Annotated in this window: 17 protein-coding genes and 4 tRNA genes; 11 read left to right on the forward strand and 10 right to left on the reverse strand. The window is 35.0% G+C overall.

Features of this window, described 5'->3' with window-relative positions; translation table 11 throughout:
• Positions 1-5: 5 nt before the first annotated feature.
• Complete coding sequence (locus tag ACFINE_RS05340; protein WP_273791402.1) at positions 6-935, forward strand: lipid A biosynthesis lauroyl acyltransferase; 930 nt, start codon at positions 6-8, stop codon at positions 933-935.
• 33 nt (positions 936-968) lie between these two features.
• Positions 969-1,784 (forward strand): nucleoside triphosphate pyrophosphohydrolase, encoded by an 816-nt coding sequence (gene mazG, locus ACFINE_RS05345; RefSeq protein WP_375621309.1) that lies wholly within the window; start codon positions 969-971, stop codon positions 1,782-1,784.
• 70 nt (positions 1,785-1,854) lie between these two features.
• Here mazG and ACFINE_RS05350 read toward each other — a convergent pair whose 3' ends face one another.
• On the reverse strand, positions 1,855-2,220 hold the full coding sequence (locus ACFINE_RS05350; protein ID WP_375618518.1) for an iron-sulfur cluster assembly accessory protein: 366 nt from the start codon (positions 2,218-2,220) through the stop codon (positions 1,855-1,857).
• Between the two features lie 608 nt (positions 2,221-2,828).
• On the opposite strand from ACFINE_RS05350, the gene ACFINE_RS05355 reads away from it, so the two are divergent.
• Positions 2,829-2,905 (forward strand) — tRNA-Pro (locus ACFINE_RS05355).
• 252 nt (positions 2,906-3,157) lie between these two features.
• Here ACFINE_RS05355 and ACFINE_RS05360 read toward each other — a convergent pair.
• A complete protein-coding gene (locus ACFINE_RS05360) occupies positions 3,158-3,625 on the reverse strand; it encodes an Hsp20 family protein (protein WP_375621310.1) in 468 nt (155 codons plus the stop codon).
• 258 nt (positions 3,626-3,883) lie between these two features.
• Between ACFINE_RS05360 and ACFINE_RS05365 the strand changes: the two genes are divergently transcribed.
• From ACFINE_RS05365 to ACFINE_RS05375, 3 genes are all read left to right on the forward strand, one after another.
• Positions 3,884-4,801 carry a serine aminopeptidase domain-containing protein gene (locus ACFINE_RS05365; RefSeq protein WP_375621311.1) on the forward strand — a complete coding sequence of 306 codons (918 nt, stop codon included), beginning with the start codon at positions 3,884-3,886 and terminating at the stop codon, positions 4,799-4,801.
• A gap of 839 nt (positions 4,802-5,640) precedes the next feature.
• On the forward strand, positions 5,641-6,003 hold the full coding sequence (gene cpdR, locus ACFINE_RS05370; RefSeq protein ID WP_005773448.1) for a cell cycle two-component system response regulator CpdR: 363 nt from the start codon (positions 5,641-5,643) through the stop codon (positions 6,001-6,003).
• A 97-nt stretch (positions 6,004-6,100) separates the two neighbouring features.
• Positions 6,101-6,175: transfer RNA gene (locus ACFINE_RS05375), tRNA-Val, on the forward strand.
• A gap of 1,873 nt (positions 6,176-8,048) precedes the next feature.
• On the opposite strand, the gene ACFINE_RS05380 is transcribed toward ACFINE_RS05375, so the two are convergent.
• The 5 genes from ACFINE_RS05380 to ACFINE_RS05400 all read right to left on the reverse strand — a co-directional run bounded on the left by ACFINE_RS05380 (position 8,049) and on the right by ACFINE_RS05400 (position 11,244).
• Positions 8,049-8,125, reverse strand: a tRNA-Arg gene (locus ACFINE_RS05380).
• A gap of 39 nt (positions 8,126-8,164) precedes the next feature.
• Positions 8,165-8,470, reverse strand: a complete 306-nt coding sequence (locus tag ACFINE_RS05385) for an ETC complex I subunit (protein WP_375611556.1) — start codon at positions 8,468-8,470, stop codon at positions 8,165-8,167.
• 89 nt (positions 8,471-8,559) lie between these two features.
• Positions 8,560-8,636, reverse strand: a tRNA-Pro gene (locus tag ACFINE_RS05390).
• Between the two features lie 710 nt (positions 8,637-9,346).
• Positions 9,347-10,036, reverse strand: a complete 690-nt coding sequence (gene hdaA, locus ACFINE_RS05395; protein ID WP_375621312.1) for a DnaA regulatory inactivator HdaA — start codon at positions 10,034-10,036, stop codon at positions 9,347-9,349.
• Positions 10,033-11,244, reverse strand: a complete 1,212-nt coding sequence (locus ACFINE_RS05400) for an AI-2E family transporter (protein ID WP_375621313.1) — start codon at positions 11,242-11,244, stop codon at positions 10,033-10,035. The genes hdaA and ACFINE_RS05400 overlap by 4 nt, the downstream gene beginning before the upstream one ends.
• A gap of 158 nt (positions 11,245-11,402) precedes the next feature.
• Between ACFINE_RS05400 and purM the strand changes: the two genes are divergently transcribed.
• Positions 11,403-12,494 carry a phosphoribosylformylglycinamidine cyclo-ligase gene (gene purM, locus ACFINE_RS05405; protein ID WP_375621314.1) on the forward strand — a complete coding sequence of 364 codons (1,092 nt, stop codon included), beginning with the start codon at positions 11,403-11,405 and terminating at the stop codon, positions 12,492-12,494.
• The gene (gene purN / locus ACFINE_RS05410; RefSeq protein ID WP_375621315.1) at positions 12,491-13,102 is read left to right on the forward strand and encodes a phosphoribosylglycinamide formyltransferase; all 612 of its coding nucleotides are present in this window, start codon (positions 12,491-12,493) and stop codon (positions 13,100-13,102) included. The genes purM and purN overlap by 4 nt, the downstream gene beginning before the upstream one ends.
• A 282-nt stretch (positions 13,103-13,384) precedes the next feature.
• Here the strand turns inward: purN and ACFINE_RS05415 are convergent, their stop codons facing one another.
• Positions 13,385-15,919: a response regulator gene (locus ACFINE_RS05415; RefSeq protein WP_375621316.1), complete on the reverse strand. Its 2,535-nt coding sequence runs from the start codon at positions 15,917-15,919 to the stop codon at positions 13,385-13,387.
• A gap of 217 nt (positions 15,920-16,136) precedes the next feature.
• Between ACFINE_RS05415 and ACFINE_RS05420 the strand changes: the two genes are divergently transcribed.
• Entirely contained in the window at positions 16,137-16,613 is a 477-nt protein-coding gene (locus tag ACFINE_RS05420) for a hypothetical protein (RefSeq protein WP_375621317.1), read from the forward strand.
• A gap of 52 nt (positions 16,614-16,665) precedes the next feature.
• Here the strand turns inward: ACFINE_RS05420 and dksA are convergent, their stop codons facing one another.
• Together dksA and ACFINE_RS05430 are read right to left on the reverse strand one after the other, a co-directional pair.
• Entirely contained in the window at positions 16,666-17,082 is a 417-nt protein-coding gene (gene dksA / locus ACFINE_RS05425) for an RNA polymerase-binding protein DksA (protein ID WP_015856486.1), read from the reverse strand.
• Positions 17,083-17,389: 307 nt separating this feature from the next.
• Positions 17,390-17,929 carry a flavin reductase gene (locus tag ACFINE_RS05430; RefSeq protein ID WP_375611549.1) on the reverse strand — a complete coding sequence of 180 codons (540 nt, stop codon included), beginning with the start codon at positions 17,927-17,929 and terminating at the stop codon, positions 17,390-17,392.
• A 146-nt stretch (positions 17,930-18,075) separates the two neighbouring features.
• On the opposite strand from ACFINE_RS05430, the gene rpe reads away from it, so the two are divergent.
• On the forward strand, positions 18,076-18,762 hold the full coding sequence (gene rpe / locus ACFINE_RS05435) for a ribulose-phosphate 3-epimerase (RefSeq protein ID WP_375621318.1): 687 nt from the start codon (positions 18,076-18,078) through the stop codon (positions 18,760-18,762).
• On the forward strand, positions 18,762-20,069 hold the full coding sequence (gene purB / locus ACFINE_RS05440; RefSeq protein WP_375621338.1) for an adenylosuccinate lyase: 1,308 nt from the start codon (positions 18,762-18,764) through the stop codon (positions 20,067-20,069). The genes rpe and purB overlap by 1 nt, the downstream gene beginning before the upstream one ends.
• The last annotated feature ends 30 nt before the right edge of the window (positions 20,070-20,099 follow it).

Here is a 20,099-nt window from a genome sequence, read left to right on the forward strand (position 1 = left end):
TCATGATGAAGCTTTCTCTTAAAAATCTCATATATCGTATTAAAATTATAGCTAAAAAAATCTCCTACTTGTTATGGGCATATCTACTCTTTGGTTCTTTATTTATTCTAAAATGTTTTCCAGCCAAAATGGGAATTTCTTTTTTTGCTTGGTTAGCAAAAAAAATTGGTCCCCTTGTACATCGTCATCAAATCACACTTGCAAACCTTAGGAGTGCATATCCAGAAAAAACAGAGCAAGAACTCCGTGCGATTGCAATAGAAATGTGGGAAAATATAGGACGTTTCCTAGCTGAATATATTTTTCTTGATAAAATTTTTGATTTTGATCCTCATGCAGACGAGCCAGGTTTCATTGAGGTTAAAGGCATTGAAATATTTGAGCGATTAAAAAATGAAAAAAAACCACATATTTTTTTCACCGCACATACTGGCAATTTTGAACTTCTGCCTATTTGTGCACAAAGTTTTGATCTTAATGTTACGGTATTATTTAGACCACCCAATAATCCCTATGTTGCCAAACGAATCCTTAAAGCACGACAAACTTCTATGGGACATCTTGTTCCCTCCAAGGCCGGTGCAGCATGGGCATTAGCAGCCAAATTAGAAGAAGGTGAAAATGTTGGTATGCTCGTTGATCAAAAATTTCGCCGCGGTATCATGGGAACATTTTTTAACAGACCTCTTAAAACAAACCCCTTAATTATAAAACTTGCTCGACAATATGACTGTGATATTTATCCAGCACGTTGTATTCGTTTGCCTAGTGGACGTCATCGTTTAGAGTTATATGAACATGTAGAACTTCCACGTGATGAAAAAAATGATATCGATATAGCTGCTTCTACACAAAAATTAAATGATATTGTTGAATCTTGGGTCCGTGAATATCCTGGACAATGGATGTGGTTACATAGACGTTGGGACATCTAACATAAGCTCTATTGCTTACAAAGGAAGTGCAAAATGTTGGCCTCAAAAGATATCAAAGATCTCACTGCAATTATCACTGCATTACGAAACTCTGATAATGGTTGTATCTGGCATAAAAAACAAACTTTTGAATCCCTCATACCCTATATGCTCGAAGAAGTTTACGAAGTCATTGATGCCATTGAACGAAAAAATCGAAAGGATCTCTGTGAAGAACTTGGGGATCTTCTTTTACAAGTTGCCTATCATGCTACCATAGCACAAGAAGAAGGCAGCTTTACTTTTGAAGATGTTGTTTATGCAATCACGGAAAAAATGATTCGACGCCATCCTCATGTTTTTGGAAATGCCGAGCAAAAAAAACGAGGATTTATAAAAGAGGAGTGGGAATATATAAAAAAAAGAGAACAGGTTGAACAAAAAAGAATGTGCGAAGAAAAAAACAACAATTCCTCCATAAGCATACTCGCAACAGTAAAACAAATCCAGCCAGCAAACCAAGAGGCACTTGCTTTACAAGAAACAGCAGCTAAAGTAGGTTTTGATTGGCAAAAAAGTGATAAAGTTTTTGAAAAAATAGAAGAAGAACTGGAAGAGCTCAAAGAAGCCATCAAAAATAAACAAAACTCAGAGATAGAAGCAGAGTTTGGAGATCTCTACTTTATACTTCTTAATCTCGCGCGCCACTTAGCGATTGATTCACAAAAAGCATTAAAAAAAACGAATATAAAATTTCGAAATCGTTTCGCCTATATTGAAGAAAAGCTATCCACTCAATCTAAAACGCTCACTGACGCATCCTTGAATGAAATGGAAGCACTTTGGAAGCAAGCTAAAAATGAACGATAAAAAATAGTAGATTTCTTCTACCTAAAAGAACAAGCCCCTCTAAAATTACTAAATTATAATTTAGCTCAGCTCAATTTGTTTTATATTGATCCTGCGTAGCAGGACGAAGTTCCACCGATTCGCCACACCCGCATGCTGATACTTGATTAGGATTTTTAAAGACAAAACCAGACCGAAGCGTTGTCACTTCATAATCCATCTGCGTCCCTAATAAAAATAATACCGCATCATGTGCTACAAAAACACGGGCACCATTCACTTCAACAACATCCGCATCTATCCCCTTTTCTTTGACAAGAGTAATTGTATACTCCATCCCTGCACAACCACCTTTTTTGATACCAACAAGAATACCCTGTGCATCTTTTGCATCCATAATCGCTTTAACACGATCCACTGCTGCTTGCGTCAAATTTATTACCGAAAAACGGCTCATCCTTTACTCTTTTCTTAGTTCAATAGACACTTTGAAAGTTTTTCCTCTACAATATTTTATCTGATATTTTAGAAAAAAAACAACAAAACATGAATTAAAGCATTCTGATCTTGCATATTTCGGTAAAAATACATACCCGTAAAATGAGATTTGTGATTATACAATCCAGAACTTACAATTTTTTATCCATATAAAATGAAAATACCTCGTCTATAAAACTCTAAAAAACGAAAACTTTTCAAAACCATACATTCACTCCTCTTCTTTTGAAAATCTTTATCTTTTTAGAAAAGTAACGATTAGGTAAGAAAAAAATATACCTTCAGCACTCATTTGCTCCAATTCATACCCCTAAATTCACCAATCTTACCCCCTCCTCACAATCTCAAAAGTAATTAAATGCATACATCTATTAACTATAGAGCTAAAAATTTAATGATCACAAAGAATTTTACAAATTCGTTATTTATCTTGAATTAACAACAAAATATTGATGTCCAAAATTTTTACTTTCAAAAGCTCTAAGTGCAAGAGCATTTTAGATTTTATTCTGTTTATTTTTTCTCTTGCCTTTAAAGAAACAGTCATTTAATCGTTTTACACGAACTCGGAGCGTAGCGCAGCTTGGTAGCGCACTTGACTGGGGGTCAAGGGGTCGTGGGTTCAAATCCCGCCGCTCCGACCATTTTTAAAATGCTATAAAATAAGCTTACTTAAAAAGTGAATTATTATGCATTTCAATTGCACACACATGAACTTCTTCTTCAACGTAGAATAATGTGCAATGATATTTTATCAAAAATTCGAGATAAGCTGTTTTATTAAAATGCGCTTCGTTCTTAGGAAAACACATACGAAACGCGAGACCTTTTGCCTCGCGTTTTTTATTCTTCAGAAAAATTTATAATTATCCGATCTCATATTTTCTAAATTTTCTTTACACGATAACGTCGCTGTTATCATTTTTTGTAATGGATGGTGACATCTGTACGGTTATCTTTTTGGGTTTTAATTCAGCTGGCATTTCCCTTTTAAGCTGAATATGAAGAAGCCCATCTCCAAGTTCTGCCCCAATAACCTTAACATGATCAGCCAAATGAAAACGCCGTTCAAAAGCACGCGAAGCAATACCTCGATAAAGGAATTCTCGCTCTTCATCATCATTTTTAGACTTTCTGTCTCCCTTAACGATCAGCTGGTTACAATGCGTTTCAATATCAATTTCATCTTGAGAAAAACCAGCAACAGCCATAGAAATTCTATAAGAATCTTCAGTTAAACGCTCGATATTATAAGGGGGATAAGAAGAAACTTCCTCTGGTCGTGTTCTAGAATCAAACCAGTTAAAAAGATGATCAAAACCTACTGTGGAACGATAAAATGGTGAAAAATCTACTTGACGCATAATATTGCCCTCCTCTAGAGCGACTATAATTTATAACTAATTCACAAAGTTCCCATATGGCAAACTTACTTGCGAACCTGCAGCCCCATCATGGCAACCGCACTATATTATCTAGTAATCGTTTTTCTTTATTTCAACTCTTTGGGACCTAAATTGATAAAAACTATCTAAAAAGCAATATACCCCTTTTTTAATCCTCTTTCTTTATTACATAAATGTCAAAGTACTAAGTGGCAAATACACTGTAAAGGATTTCAATTGGAAACACCTCTTTATCCCATAGACTGGGGTTCCACTTCTCTTAATATCCATCATGATACTCTTAAAATAGCAATAGATCACGAAATTCGTTTTGCTATAACATATCCTGAGGTGGAAAAATCTAAGGGAACAATTGTTATTCTCAAAAGCTACGCAAATACTTTAGAAAAATATTTTTTATTAATAAATGAAATTTCTAAACGCGGTTTTCATACAGCAATATTTGACTGCTTTGATCAAGAAAAAACATCCTTCAAGATAAGAAAACAAAGCCGACATCATTGTTTTGATATAAATAATGATATTAATGACTTATATAAATTTCTTAAAAGTATTGTTTATCCTAATTGTCCGCCGCCTTACTCTATGCTCGCCTATGGCATAGGTGGATTGATAGCACTTAGCGGATTAGATCTCATTAATCATCAGTTTAATAGATTGCTCTGTGTTTCTCCCCTTTTTGCTCCATTCGGCAATAAAACGAATGGTTTTCAACATAAGTTAACACAATTTCTTTCTGATATAGGTCTTGGCTTTATACCAGCGAAAGATAGTAAAAAATTAAACAAGACAAAACAAAAAAATATACAATTGGGACACATACATAAAGTGCCGCTCCCTTCCATTAAGCCCCCAACATCCCAATGGATGGCTTCAGTATTTAATGCGATTGATTCTATGAAGAGAAATGTACTTCATGGAGATTTACGAATCCCAACACTCTTTATTCTTGCCAATCAAAACAATATTGCAAACAACATTGAAGTGCGGCAATTATGCCAACACACACGTCTAACAGAAAGTATTACTATTACAGGCGCTGAACTGGATACAATTATGATTAACGAAGATTATAAAAAACAATTTTGGGCTGCATTTGATGCCTTTATTCCCGATAATGTATCTGTAAAATAACATTAAACCTTAATTTCCGCTCCGCCCCATCAAAAAAGAAAGTTTCTACGAGCATTGGATCTACAAACACTTTTAAATATAATAGATTTTTCTTTCCAACCACTCATATGATTTGTTTTCTAGCCTTTACAGGCAAGCCATAACCTAAATATTCACCACGCATTCTACTAAAAAACTAATATACAAAGTATATCATTACATTAAACAATATTATTTTACATCATAAAAAATAACTTAATAAAAAAACTATTTATATAAATAAAAATAATAAATCTATCTTAATATAACATGATACATATTTACAAATAAAGCATCAAAATACTATTTTTGATCTGTTATTAAGTGATAATTTAATATTATTCTAGAAAAAAATATTTTTCATCTATTTAAGGAAAAAACTGGAAATAAAGCACATTTATAATATTTATTACAAATCTCTATAAAAACAAATAACTATAAAATTTCTATTTCTTAGGAGAACTTTTTAAAAACAATAAATTAACATAATATTCTTCTAATTTCTCGATATATGAAAACCCTACAATAACGGTTTTCATAAGTTTTTTAATGGAATTCTGATAATAATCAGTAACTTTAAAGAAAAGATAGTAAAGAATCATCTTAGTAGTTTTAGAGACCCCCTTCTTTTTTCAAAATCACATATATTTCGAATTTAACCAACTCACAACGAATATGCTGTATTTTGAATCAGAATGTAAGAATTAACCATTTTGCCATTCATTTCAATTATGAGCATTTTACCATCTTTTTTATAAATACTCTATATTGTATAATTGATGCGGCAAAACTCTGACAAATGGAGCCATTGGAATATAATCATGAAACGAATCCTGCTCGCAGAAGATGATAACGATATGCGTCGCTTTCTCGTAAAAGCCCTAGAACGTGCAGGCTACGAAGTCGCCGACTTCGATAATGGTATTAGCGCATATGAACGTTTACAAGAAGAACCATTTTCCCTTCTCCTGACTGATATTGTGATGCCAGAGATGGACGGAATCGAACTCGCACGACGTGCTACTGAGATTGACCCTGATTTACGAGTAATGTTCATTACAGGTTTTGCAGCGGTAGCACTCAATTCAAATAGTGATGCCCCTCCTGATGCAAAGGTTCTCTCTAAGCCATTTCACTTACGTGAACTCGTCAATGAAGTTGAAAAGATCCTTATCGCTGCTTAAAAAGTATTTTTTAAAGTTATTTGCATCTGTTGAAAGAGAAAATTAAATTAGGCATTGACGTTTGGCATTCTATATGGTGTATGCAACATCAATGAATGGGCGTGTAGCTCAGCGGGAGAGCACTACGTTGACATCGTAGGGGTCACAGGTTCAATCCCTGTCACGCCCACCATTCAACTTTATAGTATAAATAAATTATTGAGTTATCGTATTCTTCCAAGGTACTGGATGCGTAAATAAAGATTCGGAAATAAGATTTTGCAACATGCCTCTACAAAGGGCATACTTTACGGAGTGTTTCTAATATTTTTTACGTTCTGATAGCGCCTCTTGGGGGAAGCCATCTAAAAGTATCACAAACGTAATAACAGCCTCATTTTGCAACAGATTAGAAGTTTGATTTTAAAATTCTTTCCACAAGCATAGGCTTCCGTTCTGAAAAATATTGTTTGTTTCCTGATCTATCCACTGTTTTTCTTAATTCTTTCATGTCTATTGGTATACAACTTGTTGTCCAAACAGTTAGATATAACCACAGTCACTTCGATAGATATAAAACACTTAACCTTAGAGCTGTATTTTGAGTTTACCAATTACAGATTATAATAAAATATTAAAAAGAGTAAAAAACACGATAAAAGCAAATTTTTTCATTCTAAAAATACATTGATTTATAATCATGTTTTATTGTTTGCTATGTTGAATGAGAAATCCGAATATCGTAATGTTTTCTTATTTCAAACCTATTTATATTGAATCAAACAAAACCGTCTCTCTTACACGTCATAAGAGGAATTAGTATTAAGTAAAAATTGTATAAAAAAGCACAAAAATGCCGATAAATGCCTCAAGTACTGAGATCTATTGCAACATCGGAGGCTGACAAATAGGCAAAGTGTATGATAATGTCAGCTTATTTCTTCATAAGTGTAAAGATGATGGAGCTCAATGGATTTATCATTGTACCATTCACGAGCGCCAGCGTGAAGTGAGCTTTAAGAGATATCTCTTAAAACAAAGCCTGTAAAATGGCATTCTCTTCACACTGTATTCCTATTGAAATAATGATCACCTTGAACCGTGTGAGTTTAGATCTTCAGAGCTCATCTGCATAACATTTTAATGTGATTGTTATCCAATATTAAAATACTTCTCACATGATGTACAAGCTATAAAGAAATAAGAAAAAACATTTGAAAATGTAAATATGAAATCTAAAAATTTAACTCTAAGATACAACCTATCTTCATTCATATAAATATACAGTGTATATTCTTAAACCTATAAGACTAAGAAAACCTAAACATTGATGAAACCTACAATCCTACCTGAAAAACAGTGACAATCATGTTAAATCAAATTGTCCGCAAGTGTCTCTCACTGAAAAAAACAATATCTTATCTGGACGGCACATATAACATCTTTTTATACGAAAAAACTATAAAGAAGTAATTTGTTATGAATCACAGCTTCCAATACAAGAAGATATTTTCACCTCTTGTGTCATCTGTAAATTCTCATCATAAACAGATATCGTTTTTATTCTTCAATGTTTCATAAACTGTTCTAAATCGAATCCATCATGCCTTGTATCTAATAAAAATCGATCTTACCAAAGATCATGCCAAAAAACGTAATAATATTATTCATAAAAAATAAAAAAAATCACAATAGATGTTTTTTGGCAATTTCACCAGCATTAGCAGCAATGCTTAAATCTAATCTAAGAAATAAAATATTCATTTTCAGAAAGATGAAAAGAAGCTCTTAAAAAATAATTTTTACAATCTGTTTCCTAAAGCATGTAATGTAGTAGCAACACGCGGCACGAAAATGCAATGCTATAAGTTTCAATAATCAAAAACAATTATTACTGAAAAAAGATAAAACAGCATTATTTTATACTAAAACAGTCAACAGAAAACGTGTAGCAACAAAATAAACCAAAAAACATCAAAAAGGTTCGGGATTATACAGAAAAATAAGCTAATAGAATAAAAGGAAAACTCTCTAACTTTTTATAGCCTATAAATATCATTTAAACATGGTGATCCCGACAGGATTCGAACCTGTGACCCACGGCTTAGAAGGCCGTTGCTCTATCCAGCTGAGCTACGGGACCCAACTGATTATTTTCTCAATTCAAAATAGCATCTTCAATTCAATGTGTCCAAGAATGCTGCCGATCACTGCGAAAATTATCAGAATAAGAAATAGCACGTCGAATCGATGTATGTTTCTTTTCTACACGGTAAGAGATAGCATTCTTACGTGCAAAAGCAATCGCTTCTTCCTTCCTATTAAATCGAATCTTTACCTGATTATTCATATCAGACGTTGCCGTATAGCCCATAAGAGGTTCAAGCATTTTTGCTTTCATTGGCTCATACTCTAGAATCCAAAAACCTGTATTCCCCTTACCTGACTGCATAGCTGTCTTAGCAGGACTATAAATACGTGCGATCATGCCTTTTTCCTTCAGATTACACAACGCTTGGATGATAGTTTCTCACCACACGTACCCAATTGGGTCATTCTCACACACTCAATCAAATATGGTCGGAGCGATAGGATTCGAACCTACGACCCCCTGATCCCAAATCAGGTGCGCTACCAGGCTGCGCTACGCTCCGCCATTTACATTTACTTGATGCACATTTCCTAAAATTTTCATAACAGAAGTGCAAGAGAAAAACACACTTTTTTTAAATTTTGTTGCATTTCTTTACAAAAAAGCACATTTTTTAATTTTTCCCCTACTCAATAACAAATTTATTGACAAATAGTAGAAAATAACCTCCGTAAAAAATCCAATCTATATTAAAAAAGAATGAATTTCTCTATAAGGACTTCATAATTTTTATCCTGTTTTAAGCAAGCTCTCACTGTATCAAAACGCATTTCACAGATACAGTTTTAGAAAAAAACGACTTAAATATCATAGATAAATTTTCCCAAAGAGAACATAAGCCAAAGAATTCAGCTGTATTAAGCTTTTTTCCCCTCTTTTTCTATCTTCCCAAAGACTCTTTTATTAAAAACTCTAGAATCTGCGACAATTCATATTCATAAACAACAAACATTTTTTCAAAGCACAAAGGTTTCATTATAAATAAAATAAAGCGCTCTTTTTAGAAAAATTTTCAAATGCGAAGATGAAAAGAATTCAACATCATACAATAAAATCTCAAAGTTATTTAAAATAAACACATGACAAAAGTAAAAAACACTATTTTTCTCTCTTATATAGATATCCAAAAAAGAAAAAATTTAAATGACTTGTCTTTTCACATATTGAAACGATAATAAAAGGACAGAATAAGTAAGCCATGATAAGGAGTATTTACGGATTTCTTCTATTTAAAACTTCAGCAATAACAGCACGTGTTATTTTTCTTTTTCTTTGTAATGCCAACTGATCAACAGAATCAATAACACGCTTCAATGAAAATAAAGAACGTTCACAACGGCTTACAAGATAATAAACCGTATCTGGATGTACAATAAGTTGCCTATCGGAAAAAAGCTTAAAAGCAACAGCTGTTAACAATGCCTCATCAGGCTGATTAATTTCAACGAACATCACCGAATTAAGACGACTTTTTAGATCATTTAACGTTAAATTCCAAGCGGAAGGAAGTGTTCGTGCCGTCATCAATAAAGTAGCTTGTCGTGCATCAAGATTTCTTTGCTTAATACTGTTAATTAAATGAAAAAGTTCTGTCTCATTGATTTCACCTGTATCAATATCCTCTATTAAAAATGATCTTCCTAAAGAAGCCATAGTAACAGCCTGACCAAGTTCATTGTACTGAATCCTGAAAGCATCTGCTTTTTGGAGCCATATATTAGAAAAGTGCGTTTTTCCAGATCCTTCTTTACCAACCAAAACTGCAATAGGTAAGCTCCAATTGGGCCAGTGATCAATAAGCTGAAAAGCCATACGATTGCTTTCCGTTACCACTAAATCCTCAAATTGAAAAATCGGATCATAAGGAAAATTTAAAGATAATTGCGTTTCACGCCCATTCATTTTAGCGACTCCGAATTTCCGCTTCGCGAATACATCTGAGAACTCAGATAAGTATGAAGAGCAAAACGAACTAAAACGCCAACAGCCGCTGCCGCAGGAACAGCAACAAGCATACCAGTAAAACCAAAGAGTGAAGAAAAAGCAAAAAGTGAAAACATCAACCATACGGGATGTAATCCCACTGATGAACCCACAAGCTTGGGTTGAAGAATATAACCTTCAATAAATTGACCAATTAAAAAAAGTGCCATCACAACAATGATTCCCCCCCAATTATTGGGATAAAACTGGACCCATGCAATACCAACAGAAAGGACCAAACCACTCATTGTGCCGATATAAGGAACAAAGCTAATAAGACCAATAAACATACCAATCAAAAGACTAAAATTGAGTCCTGCAATCGTTAAACCAATAGCATAATAGCCTCCCAATATGAGACAAACTGTTCCTTGTCCACGAACAAAGCCTGCAATAGCTCTATCCATTTCATGAAAAATACTACGGACGGTTTCAAGATGATCACGCGGTATTAACGAATCGATTGCTGTTACCATACGTGGCCAATCTAATAACATATAAAATGCCACCACAGGTGCCACAACAAATAGGCTAACGATATTAACGATAGATTTTCCTGACTTTAAAAGTGAATTCAAAAGAGACGTAATAAAATCCGAACCTTCGCCCAAAAATCCTTTAATATTATTCCGTAATTCATTTGGATCACTTCCAAAATAGCGCCTTAACCAATCAAAATCATGCTCAACAAAAAAGGTTTGAATACGATTAATATAAACAGGTAAACCATCACTCATAAATTGCTGTATTTGCCAACTAATAACAGGAATCAAAATAACTAAAGCAGCAACAAAGGTAATAACAATAAATAAGGTAATAAGGACAGTCCCAAACACACGACGAATACCAAATTTTTCAAGTAATTGAACAATGGGATTGAGAAAATAAGCCAACACAATCCCTGCCACAAAAGGAAGCAAAATCGATCCAAAAACAAACATAAAAAGAATGAAAAAAATCAGCGTACCAAGCCAAAAAAAGATTTGTCTTTTCATATTATTCGGCAACGGTAATTGAGTATACGCTGGCACATAAGTCTTATAACGATCACGAGATGTATTCTCACTCACTTTCTTTCTCATAAGTTGCCAAGAAGACTGTCCGTGATTATCTGATATCTTGCTCATAAAATATCCTAAAAAAATCTTCACAAAAAATTATAAACAACTTCAAAATAAGCTACAAGAAAAGTTGCTTATTTTCTTATCAATATCTCTTGCAGAGAGAACTCTATCATGGCATTGCATAATATCAAAACCTGATTTTCCATTAAAGGAAGGCTCCAATGAGCAATCAAGATCTTATAAAGAATAAATCCAAAGTCGGCCTTACCTACGCAAAAGCCGGTGTAAACATCGATATGGGTAATGCCATGGTAGAAAAAATCAAACCCTTTATACGCGCTACAAAACGAGCCGGAGCAGATGCAGAAATTGGTGGGTTTGGTGGCCTTTTTGATTTAAAAGCCGCTGGCTTTACAGATCCTATCCTCGTAGCAGCCAATGATGGAGTGGGAACAAAATTAAAAATTGCTATCGAAGTAGGTCACCATAATACTGTAGGTATTGATCTCGTTGCTATGTGTGTCAATGATTTACTTGTACAAGGAGCTGAACCGCTCTTTTTTCTGGATTATTTTGCAACTGGAAAGCTCGACCCTGAACAAGGGGCTGCGATTGTTTCTGGTATTGCAGAAGGATGTAAACAAGCCGGTGCTGCTCTTATTGGAGGAGAAACTGCAGAAATGCCAGGAATGTATGCAGAGGGAGATTATGATCTAGCCGGTTTTGCTGTAGGAGCATGCGAACGTAGCAAGCTACTCCCTTCAAAAGATTTGATAGAAGGTGATGTTATATTAGGTCTAAGCTCCTCTGGAATTCATTCCAATGGCTTTTCGCTTGTTCGACGAATCATCCAGCAAAATTATCTCAAATGGAATGACCCTGCCCCTTTTTCCCCTGAAAACAGCCTTGGTATAGCACTTCTTACACCAACACGCATTTATGTAAAATCGCTTCTTCCTATCATGCGAAAATATGAAGGGATTAAAGCTCTTGCTCATATTACGGGTGGAGGCTTTCCTGAAAATATTCCACGTGTCCTTCCATCTTCTCTCTGCGCTGAAATTAATCTTTCTACCATCAATGTTCCAGCAGTATTTTCATGGATTGCCAAACAAGGTAAAATAGAAGAAAGAGAAATGTTAAGAACATTCAATTGTGGTATTGGCATGATCATTATCGTAGCACAGCATGCAGCTGAAACAATTACACAAGCTCTTGAAAGAAAAGGAGAAACTGTAACTCCCCTTGGTATTTTAACAAAATGCCAAGATCAAAATAAAGGAATACTTTATCAAGGGGTACTGCATTTATGAAAAAACAAATCGTCGTTTTCATTTCTGGTAATGGGTCCAATATGGTCGCCCTTGCTCAAGCTAGTCAACAAAAAGAATATCCTGCTGAAATTGTCGCGGTTATTTGCGATAATCCGCGTGCAAACGGTATTGTAAAGGCGCAAAACCATAACTTACCTATTCATATTGTTGATCGTAAAATTTACAAAACAAAAGAAGAGCATGAAGAAGATATTTTTACGATTTTAGATCAATATAAACCAGATTTTCTCTGCTTTGCAGGGTATATGCGTCTTATCTCACCACGTTTTGTAAAACTTTATGAAGGACGAATTTTAAACATTCATCCTTCTCTTTTGCCTTCATTTAAAGGCTTAAACACACATGAAAAAGCTTTACAAGCAGGTGTAAAAATCACGGGTTGCACTGTTCATCTTGTTACAGAAGACATGGATGCAGGAAAAATCCTTGCCCAAGCAGCCGTTCCAGTCTATCCCCATGATACTGCTGAGTGCTTAGCAGAAAGAGTTCTTAAAGTAGAGCATAAACTCTATCCTGAAGCTTTAAAAGCATTTATTGAAGGAAAGAGCAAAATAGTCGATACGCAACAACAGCTTTTATCTTTTTGAGTGTATCAACAATCTATTAATCAGCATATTTCAATGCTTTACACATAGTTTCTGCTCAGTATCTACAATTGAAAATCTCTATGAAATGTTGACATAATAGAGCCCATCTCTTCATAAATTTTTGCACAAAACATGTGATTTTTTGAATTTTATTTCATTTTCAAAATTCTTCTTCTTTATTTAGTTCTATGACATTATCATAAGCTCTATTTATCAAAATGCTCTCGTCTTTAGCCTAAAAAATCTTAAAATACGCAATTTTTCTATTGCATAAATTTTTTCTCATGATGAAAGTGTTTCTTTAACTGTTACAGCTAACTGTTTGAGTGTAAAAGGTTTAGATAAAAAACCAAAAACAGCATCTTGTGGAAGATTTTTAGCAAAAGCATCTTTTGCATATCCAGAAACGAAAAGAAATTTGATACCAGGATATTTTTTACGGACTTCCTTCAATAAAGTGGGCCCATCCATTTCTGGCATCACCACATCGGAAACAATAATATCAACATCTCCTTTTTGTTCCTCAAGAATAGAGAGTGCTTCCGCCCCACTTGCTGCCTCTAAAACCGTATATCCTCTCATTTGAAGAGCTCTTACCCCTCCCATTCTGACCGCATCTTCATCTTCAACCAATAAAACAGTCGCAGATCCTGTTAAGTCTATATTTTTATCTTTCTCTTCATCTTTTTCAATCTTTTGAGAAATTTCTCCTTTTATATTGGGGATATAACGGGGAAGAAAAATATGAAATGTTGCTCCTTCACCTTCTTTACTTTCACAATAAATATACGCACCGCTCTGCTTGATAATTCCATAAACCATTGATAAACCAAGTCCTGTTCCTTTTCCAACTTCTTTTGTTGTAAAAAATGGCTCAAACATTTTTTCTTGTATAGCAGCAGATATACCAGCCCCTGTATCTGAAATAGTCAATTGCACATACTCGCCAATTGCTAATCCAAGATGATTAAATTCAGCACTTTGTTGCTTTGTAATATTATTTGTTGCAATCGTAACAATACCTCCATCTAACATGGCATCACGCGCATTAATAACCAAATTCATAATAACACGCTGAAAAGATGCTTGATCAACTTCAACGCTCCACAAATCTCTTCCATGGATAATTTTTAACTGAATATTATTCCCCAAAAGTGGTAAAATAAGATTGCGGATATCTGATAAAAATTCAGTAAAATCGACTTCTTCAGGTCGAAGTGTTTGCTTTCTAGAAAAAGCTAATAATTGCTGGACAAGAGCAGCTGCACGATTAGCATTGTTTTTAATATTGATCAGATCAGCATGAGCAGGATCAGAACTACGATGCGTATTTAAAAGAAGATCACACGACATTAAAATTGCTGTTAAAACATTATTAAAATCATGAGCAATGCCGCCAGCCAATTGTCCTACAGCTTGCATCTTCTGACTTTGCATCATTTTATCTTCAAGAGTTTTTTGTTCGGTTGTTTCAATCACAGAGATAATAAGCAAATCTTGCAATGCATCACCGTGATAGGGCGGTACAGACATAATATGGAGCCGTAAATGGCATTCTTCATTTTTTTCTAAAACAGTTTCTAGAGAAACAAAATAATTTTTATTTGTCGCAATTCTCTGAAAAGAACGCTCTAACTGCACACAATCACGACGAGAAATAACATCATAAAAATTGACAGCTTTGTCCATACATCCCGTGAGTGATGAAAAAGCTTTATTCATATGAACCAATTGCCCTGCATGATCCACCACGGCTATTGCAAAAGGACTCGCATCAAAATATTCTCCTAATATACTGGGTAATTTTAATTGATCATCCTCTTCTTTTTGTATTTGTTGTGGAATGATCACAACACGATAAATGGCTTCCTCTTCTAAGAGAGAAGAAACAGATATAAGACAATGGAATATTTTCTCACAAGTCGTGTGTGAATTTAAACATAACGAAAACCTATAAGGTAAAGAGTAACCTGAACTTTGATATCTGTTGGTTTGTAAACAGATATCACTCCATGAGCTCTTAGCACCAACGCTATCAAATAACGAATCAAAATTATGTTGACCAATTGAGAAATTCGCTAAATCAATTGAAAACCATTCTGCAAAAGTCGCATTGGCATAAAGAATAGTTCCTTGTCTATTAACGGATACAAAACCAATAGAAGCTTGATCCAAGTGATTGATAGCCTCTTGAAGGTTCGAGAAAAAAACTTCTCGCGTTTGTTGTAAGTGCGAAATATCAGTAATACGCCAAAATAAAAGCTTTTTTTTCTGTTTTGTGATAGGTTGAACGGAAATATTATACCAAACAGATTTTTTTGGTGTAGAATCGGTAAAAATTGGTTGTTCTACTCTCAATTCCTCTTGCGCTGCAAGATTATTACAGGCTGCAACCTTTAAGCGGTACGAGAGTGCACCAGCTCCTGGAAGATCCGCAATAACCCTATAACAAGACACTTCAGGCTTATAGGTCAGAATTTTTCGATAGTTTTGATTAGAATAATAAACAAAACCAGAAAGATCAGAGATTACAATTGCATCATCGCTCCTATTAAAGATGCTAAAATCAAAATCTTCATGCGACCACACATGATATCTTAAAATTCCCATTCCACACAAAACGAGTGTTGCAACACCGATCATTGCTAGAATCAAAAAAGATATTGATATCGCCTGTTGCAAATAGTTTTGTGGATAAAAAAAACCTAAAATACCCACAATGAAAAGAAAACCTAATACAAAAACAACACCAAAAATCACAACTCTCCGGTGAAACGAAGACGCTGATCTTTCATTATTTTGAAAATCTTTATCCATCTCTCTTTGCCTTAGCTTATAGCTATTTCTTATGTCACAAACTTCCTTTATATTCGTTGTTATGTTGTTATAAAGTATATACTATGATATTATCTAAGATAAGCTCGCTTAATATTCAAAAGTTTATTTCTTACATTATAAGTGAATCTTTTGAGGGTATGTTTATAACTTTATCTCAATAAAAAATAATATTTCCATCCAAAATGGGAGAAAATCTATGTATATCTGGTTATCAGAGCAGATAGGCGTATCTGCTGCAAACATAACGATAAGCTTTTTGCTTTTTATAATAACAATCGCAGCTATTACCGTAATTATCGTGTTTTTACGTCGCTTAAGTACAGGAAGATACAGCATTAATAGAAAAAAAAGTCTATCACGATTAGCATTATGTGAAGTAATTTCTATAGATCGAGCACGCCGCCTTGTTTTAGTCCGTTGCGATAATAAAGAACATTTGCTCCTTATTGGCGGATTAACAGATGTAGTTGTAGAATCCGATATTACTGATACATCAAAAATACAAAAAAGAAAAATACACACACATCTAAATTCCGCCCCTCCAGAAAGAAACGATGTATCGGATAAAAGTCCCTCTCCTTTTACGAATCAAGCGGTAAAAGATTCAGCCATCACCGCCGAAATTGAGGGGCGGCAAGAACCATCTTTATTCATTCCTACCCATCAAAAATAAAAATATACAATTTTATCACCACGAATTTCGTTTGTTTATCATCTCAATAACCTTAATCATCGCGATAAACTCTTTCACGTCGTTCGTGACGTTCTTGCGCTTCCAATGACAAAACGGCTATCGGCCGAGCCTCAAGACGCTTGATACTAATGGGTTCGCCGGTTTCTTCACAAAAACCGTATGTCCCATTATCAATGCGCTCTAAAGCAGCATCTATTTTTGAAATAAGTTTCCTCTGACGATCACGAGCACGTAATTCGATTGTACGATCAGTTTCACAAGAAGCCCGATCAGTCAAATCGGGCTGACCAACATTCTCTTCCTGCAAATTTTCCAAAGTCTCACGAGCTTCTTTTAATATATCATTCTTCCAAGAAACCAATTTAGCACGAAAATACGCCTTTTGCCGCTCATTCATAAAAGGCTCATCTTCACTAGGGCGATATTGACCATCAATCTCTTCGCTCATGCAATAAAAAACCTCCACATATGCTATGTGCGGTCTATATATTGTGCAATACCCATCAACACAAGAGTAAAATGTTTTTTCATAACAATCGACGAATATATCTAAATGCACTGTTTAGGTTTGATCGCTTTTTTATGTAGATTGAATTCTTGATCAAATCTCATCCAGAATCATTTTTCTCGCTTATTGAAAAACTTTAAAAAGAAGGAAATCAGATATCAGAGCCATCCCTCCCCTACTCCCTACATTGTTAAAAATCTAAATGAAGCAACAATAAATCATTTCATCAATGCAAAAAATAAAATCTTTATAAAGGCAAAGTGTGATATTCACGTTTCAAATACATCAAAGCATCTTTTTCTTTATTACAGTTGATTGCAACAACCTCACCAATCAAAACACAATGGGTTGCGTGTTCGTGCCAACAAATCAAACGACAATCAAACGACGCTAGAGCGTCTGAAAGACTAGGCGCCCCCGTTTGCAAAGCTCCCCATTGAGCAACATCAAAACGCTCATTTTGTGTAGAATTGCAACGCCTCGAAAAAACATCCGCTAATGAGCGATGTTTTCCTGCCAAGCTATTAACACAAAAATTTCCATTCTCCATAAACACCTGATTCTTTAAATTATGACGCATGAGACAAACAAGAAGGGTTGGAGGATCATCAGATAAAGAACAACACGCCGAAACAGTCACCCCACGTCTTCCCTTAATACCATTTGTTGTCACAATATGCACAGCTCCTGCAAAAAGACTCATGGCATCTCGATATTCTTGGGAAGAAACCGCAATAGTATGTTTATGTTGAAGTTCAGGCATCAAATATGTTTTATGATTCGACATATCTTTCACTTATAAAGCTTTAAAATTTCAAGCAATCTTTCCATAAAAAGACCTATAATACATATTTTTTCTTTTCCGTCATAACACAAAAAATATTTGTGTATACACAGTGATATGATAAAAACTGCCAATCTAAGGAGATTTTAATGCCCCATTCTCATCTCATTTCGCCTTCTCTCTTGGCTTCTGATTTTTCTAAACTTGGACAAGAAATGTTAGATGTTGTTGATGCTGGTGCAGATTGGCTTCATCTTGATGTTATGGATGGGCACTTTGTTCCTAACATCACCTTTGGTCCTGAAATCATCAAAGCTCTGCGCCCATTAACAAAAGCAATATTTGATGTCCACCTGATGATCGCACCAGTAGACCCTTATTTAGAAGCTTTTGCAAAAGCAGGTTCAGATATTATAACTATTCATGCTGAAGCAGGTCCACATCTTCATCGTTCATTACAAACAATCAAAAAAATGGGGAAAAAAGCAGGAATCGCACTCAATCCAAGCACCCCTGAACATGTACTTGAATATTTGCTTGATCAATTAGATCTCATTCTCATCATGACGGTCAATCCCGGTTTTGGTGGACAAAGTTTTATTCCAGAAATAAAAGATAAAATTAAGCGCGTTAAAAGCATGATTGCAAACCGCCCTATTGATCTTGAAGTTGATGGTGGTATCACCGTTGATACAATTGGGATAGCTGCAAAAGCTGGTGCAAATGTATTTGTCGCAGGCTCTGCAATTTATAAAGATGGCAATAAAGAGCTTTACAAAACACGTATTAGTGCATTGCGCCAAGCCGCAATCCTCTCACAACAAGGAAAAAAATGATGATCGCACGTTATTCCCGCCCTGCAATGGTAACAATTTGGTCTCCTGAAACAAAATATCGTATTTGGTTTGAAATTGAAGCCCATGCCTGTGATGCTCTTGCTCACTTAGGGATTATTCCGAAAGAAGCCGCCAAAGTCATTTGGGAAAAAGGGGCAGCAGCTAAATTTGATGTCAATCGTATTGATGAAATTGAAGCAATTACCAAACATGATGTTATCGCATTTCTAACCCACCTAGCTGAATTCATTGGACCAGAAGCACGTTTTATCCACCAAGGTATGACATCATCTGATGTTCTCGATACAACGCTGAACATTCAATTGATGCGTGCGAGTGATATTTTGCTAGAGGATATAGATCAACTTCTTGAAGCATTAAAAAGACGTGCTTTTGAGCATAAAGAGACAATCACCATTGGGCGGAGTCATGGCATTCATGCTGAACCGACAACATTTGGAATCAAGTTTGCTCTTGCATACGCTGAATTTTCTCGTTGTCGCAAACGTCTTCTTGCTGCACGAGAAGAAATTTCTACTTGCGCGATTTCAGGAGCTGTAGGAACTTTTGCTAATATCGATCCACGCATTGAAGAACATGTAGCAAAAGCCTTGAAAATGCGTACTGAACCGGTTTCCACCCAAGTAATACCAAGAGATCGTCATGCTATGTTTTTTGCAACACTTGGTGTTATTGCTTCCTCTATTGAAAGGCTAGCAATAGAAATACGCCATTTACAACGAACAGAAGTTCTTGAAGCAGAGGAACATTTTTCACCTGGGCAAAAAGGTTCATCGGCAATGCCTCATAAACGTAATCCAGTTTTAACAGAAAATTTAACTGGATTAGCCCGTATGGTACGTGCATTTGCACTCCCAGCCATGGAAAATGTAGCTCTTTGGCATGAACGTGATATTTCCCATTCATCTGTTGAGCGTTATATTGCTCCAGATGCGACTATTACACTTGATTTTGCTCTTTCTCGCCTCACATCTGTCATTGAAAATCTCATTGTCTATCCAGAAAATATGCAAAAAAATCTCAATAAATTCCGCGGTCTTGTTCACTCACAACGGGTTCTTTTAGCACTCACACAAGCAGGGATTAGTCGTGAAGATTCTTATCGGATTGTACAACGAAATGCGATGAAAGTTTGGGAACAAGGAAAAGATTTTTTAGAAGAACTCCTCAACGACAAAGATGTTACCAAAGCTTTAAGTGAAGAAGAACTTCGCGAAAAATTTGATCTTTCTTACCACACCAAACATATCAATACGATTTTTAAACGTGTTTTTGAAGAACAATAAAGCGACATAGAAAACCAAAATCCATTCAAC

It is taken from the genome of Bartonella sp. AA97HXZ (genome assembly GCF_042196985.1).
Taxonomy (GTDB): Bacteria; Pseudomonadota; Alphaproteobacteria; order Rhizobiales; family Rhizobiaceae; genus Bartonella.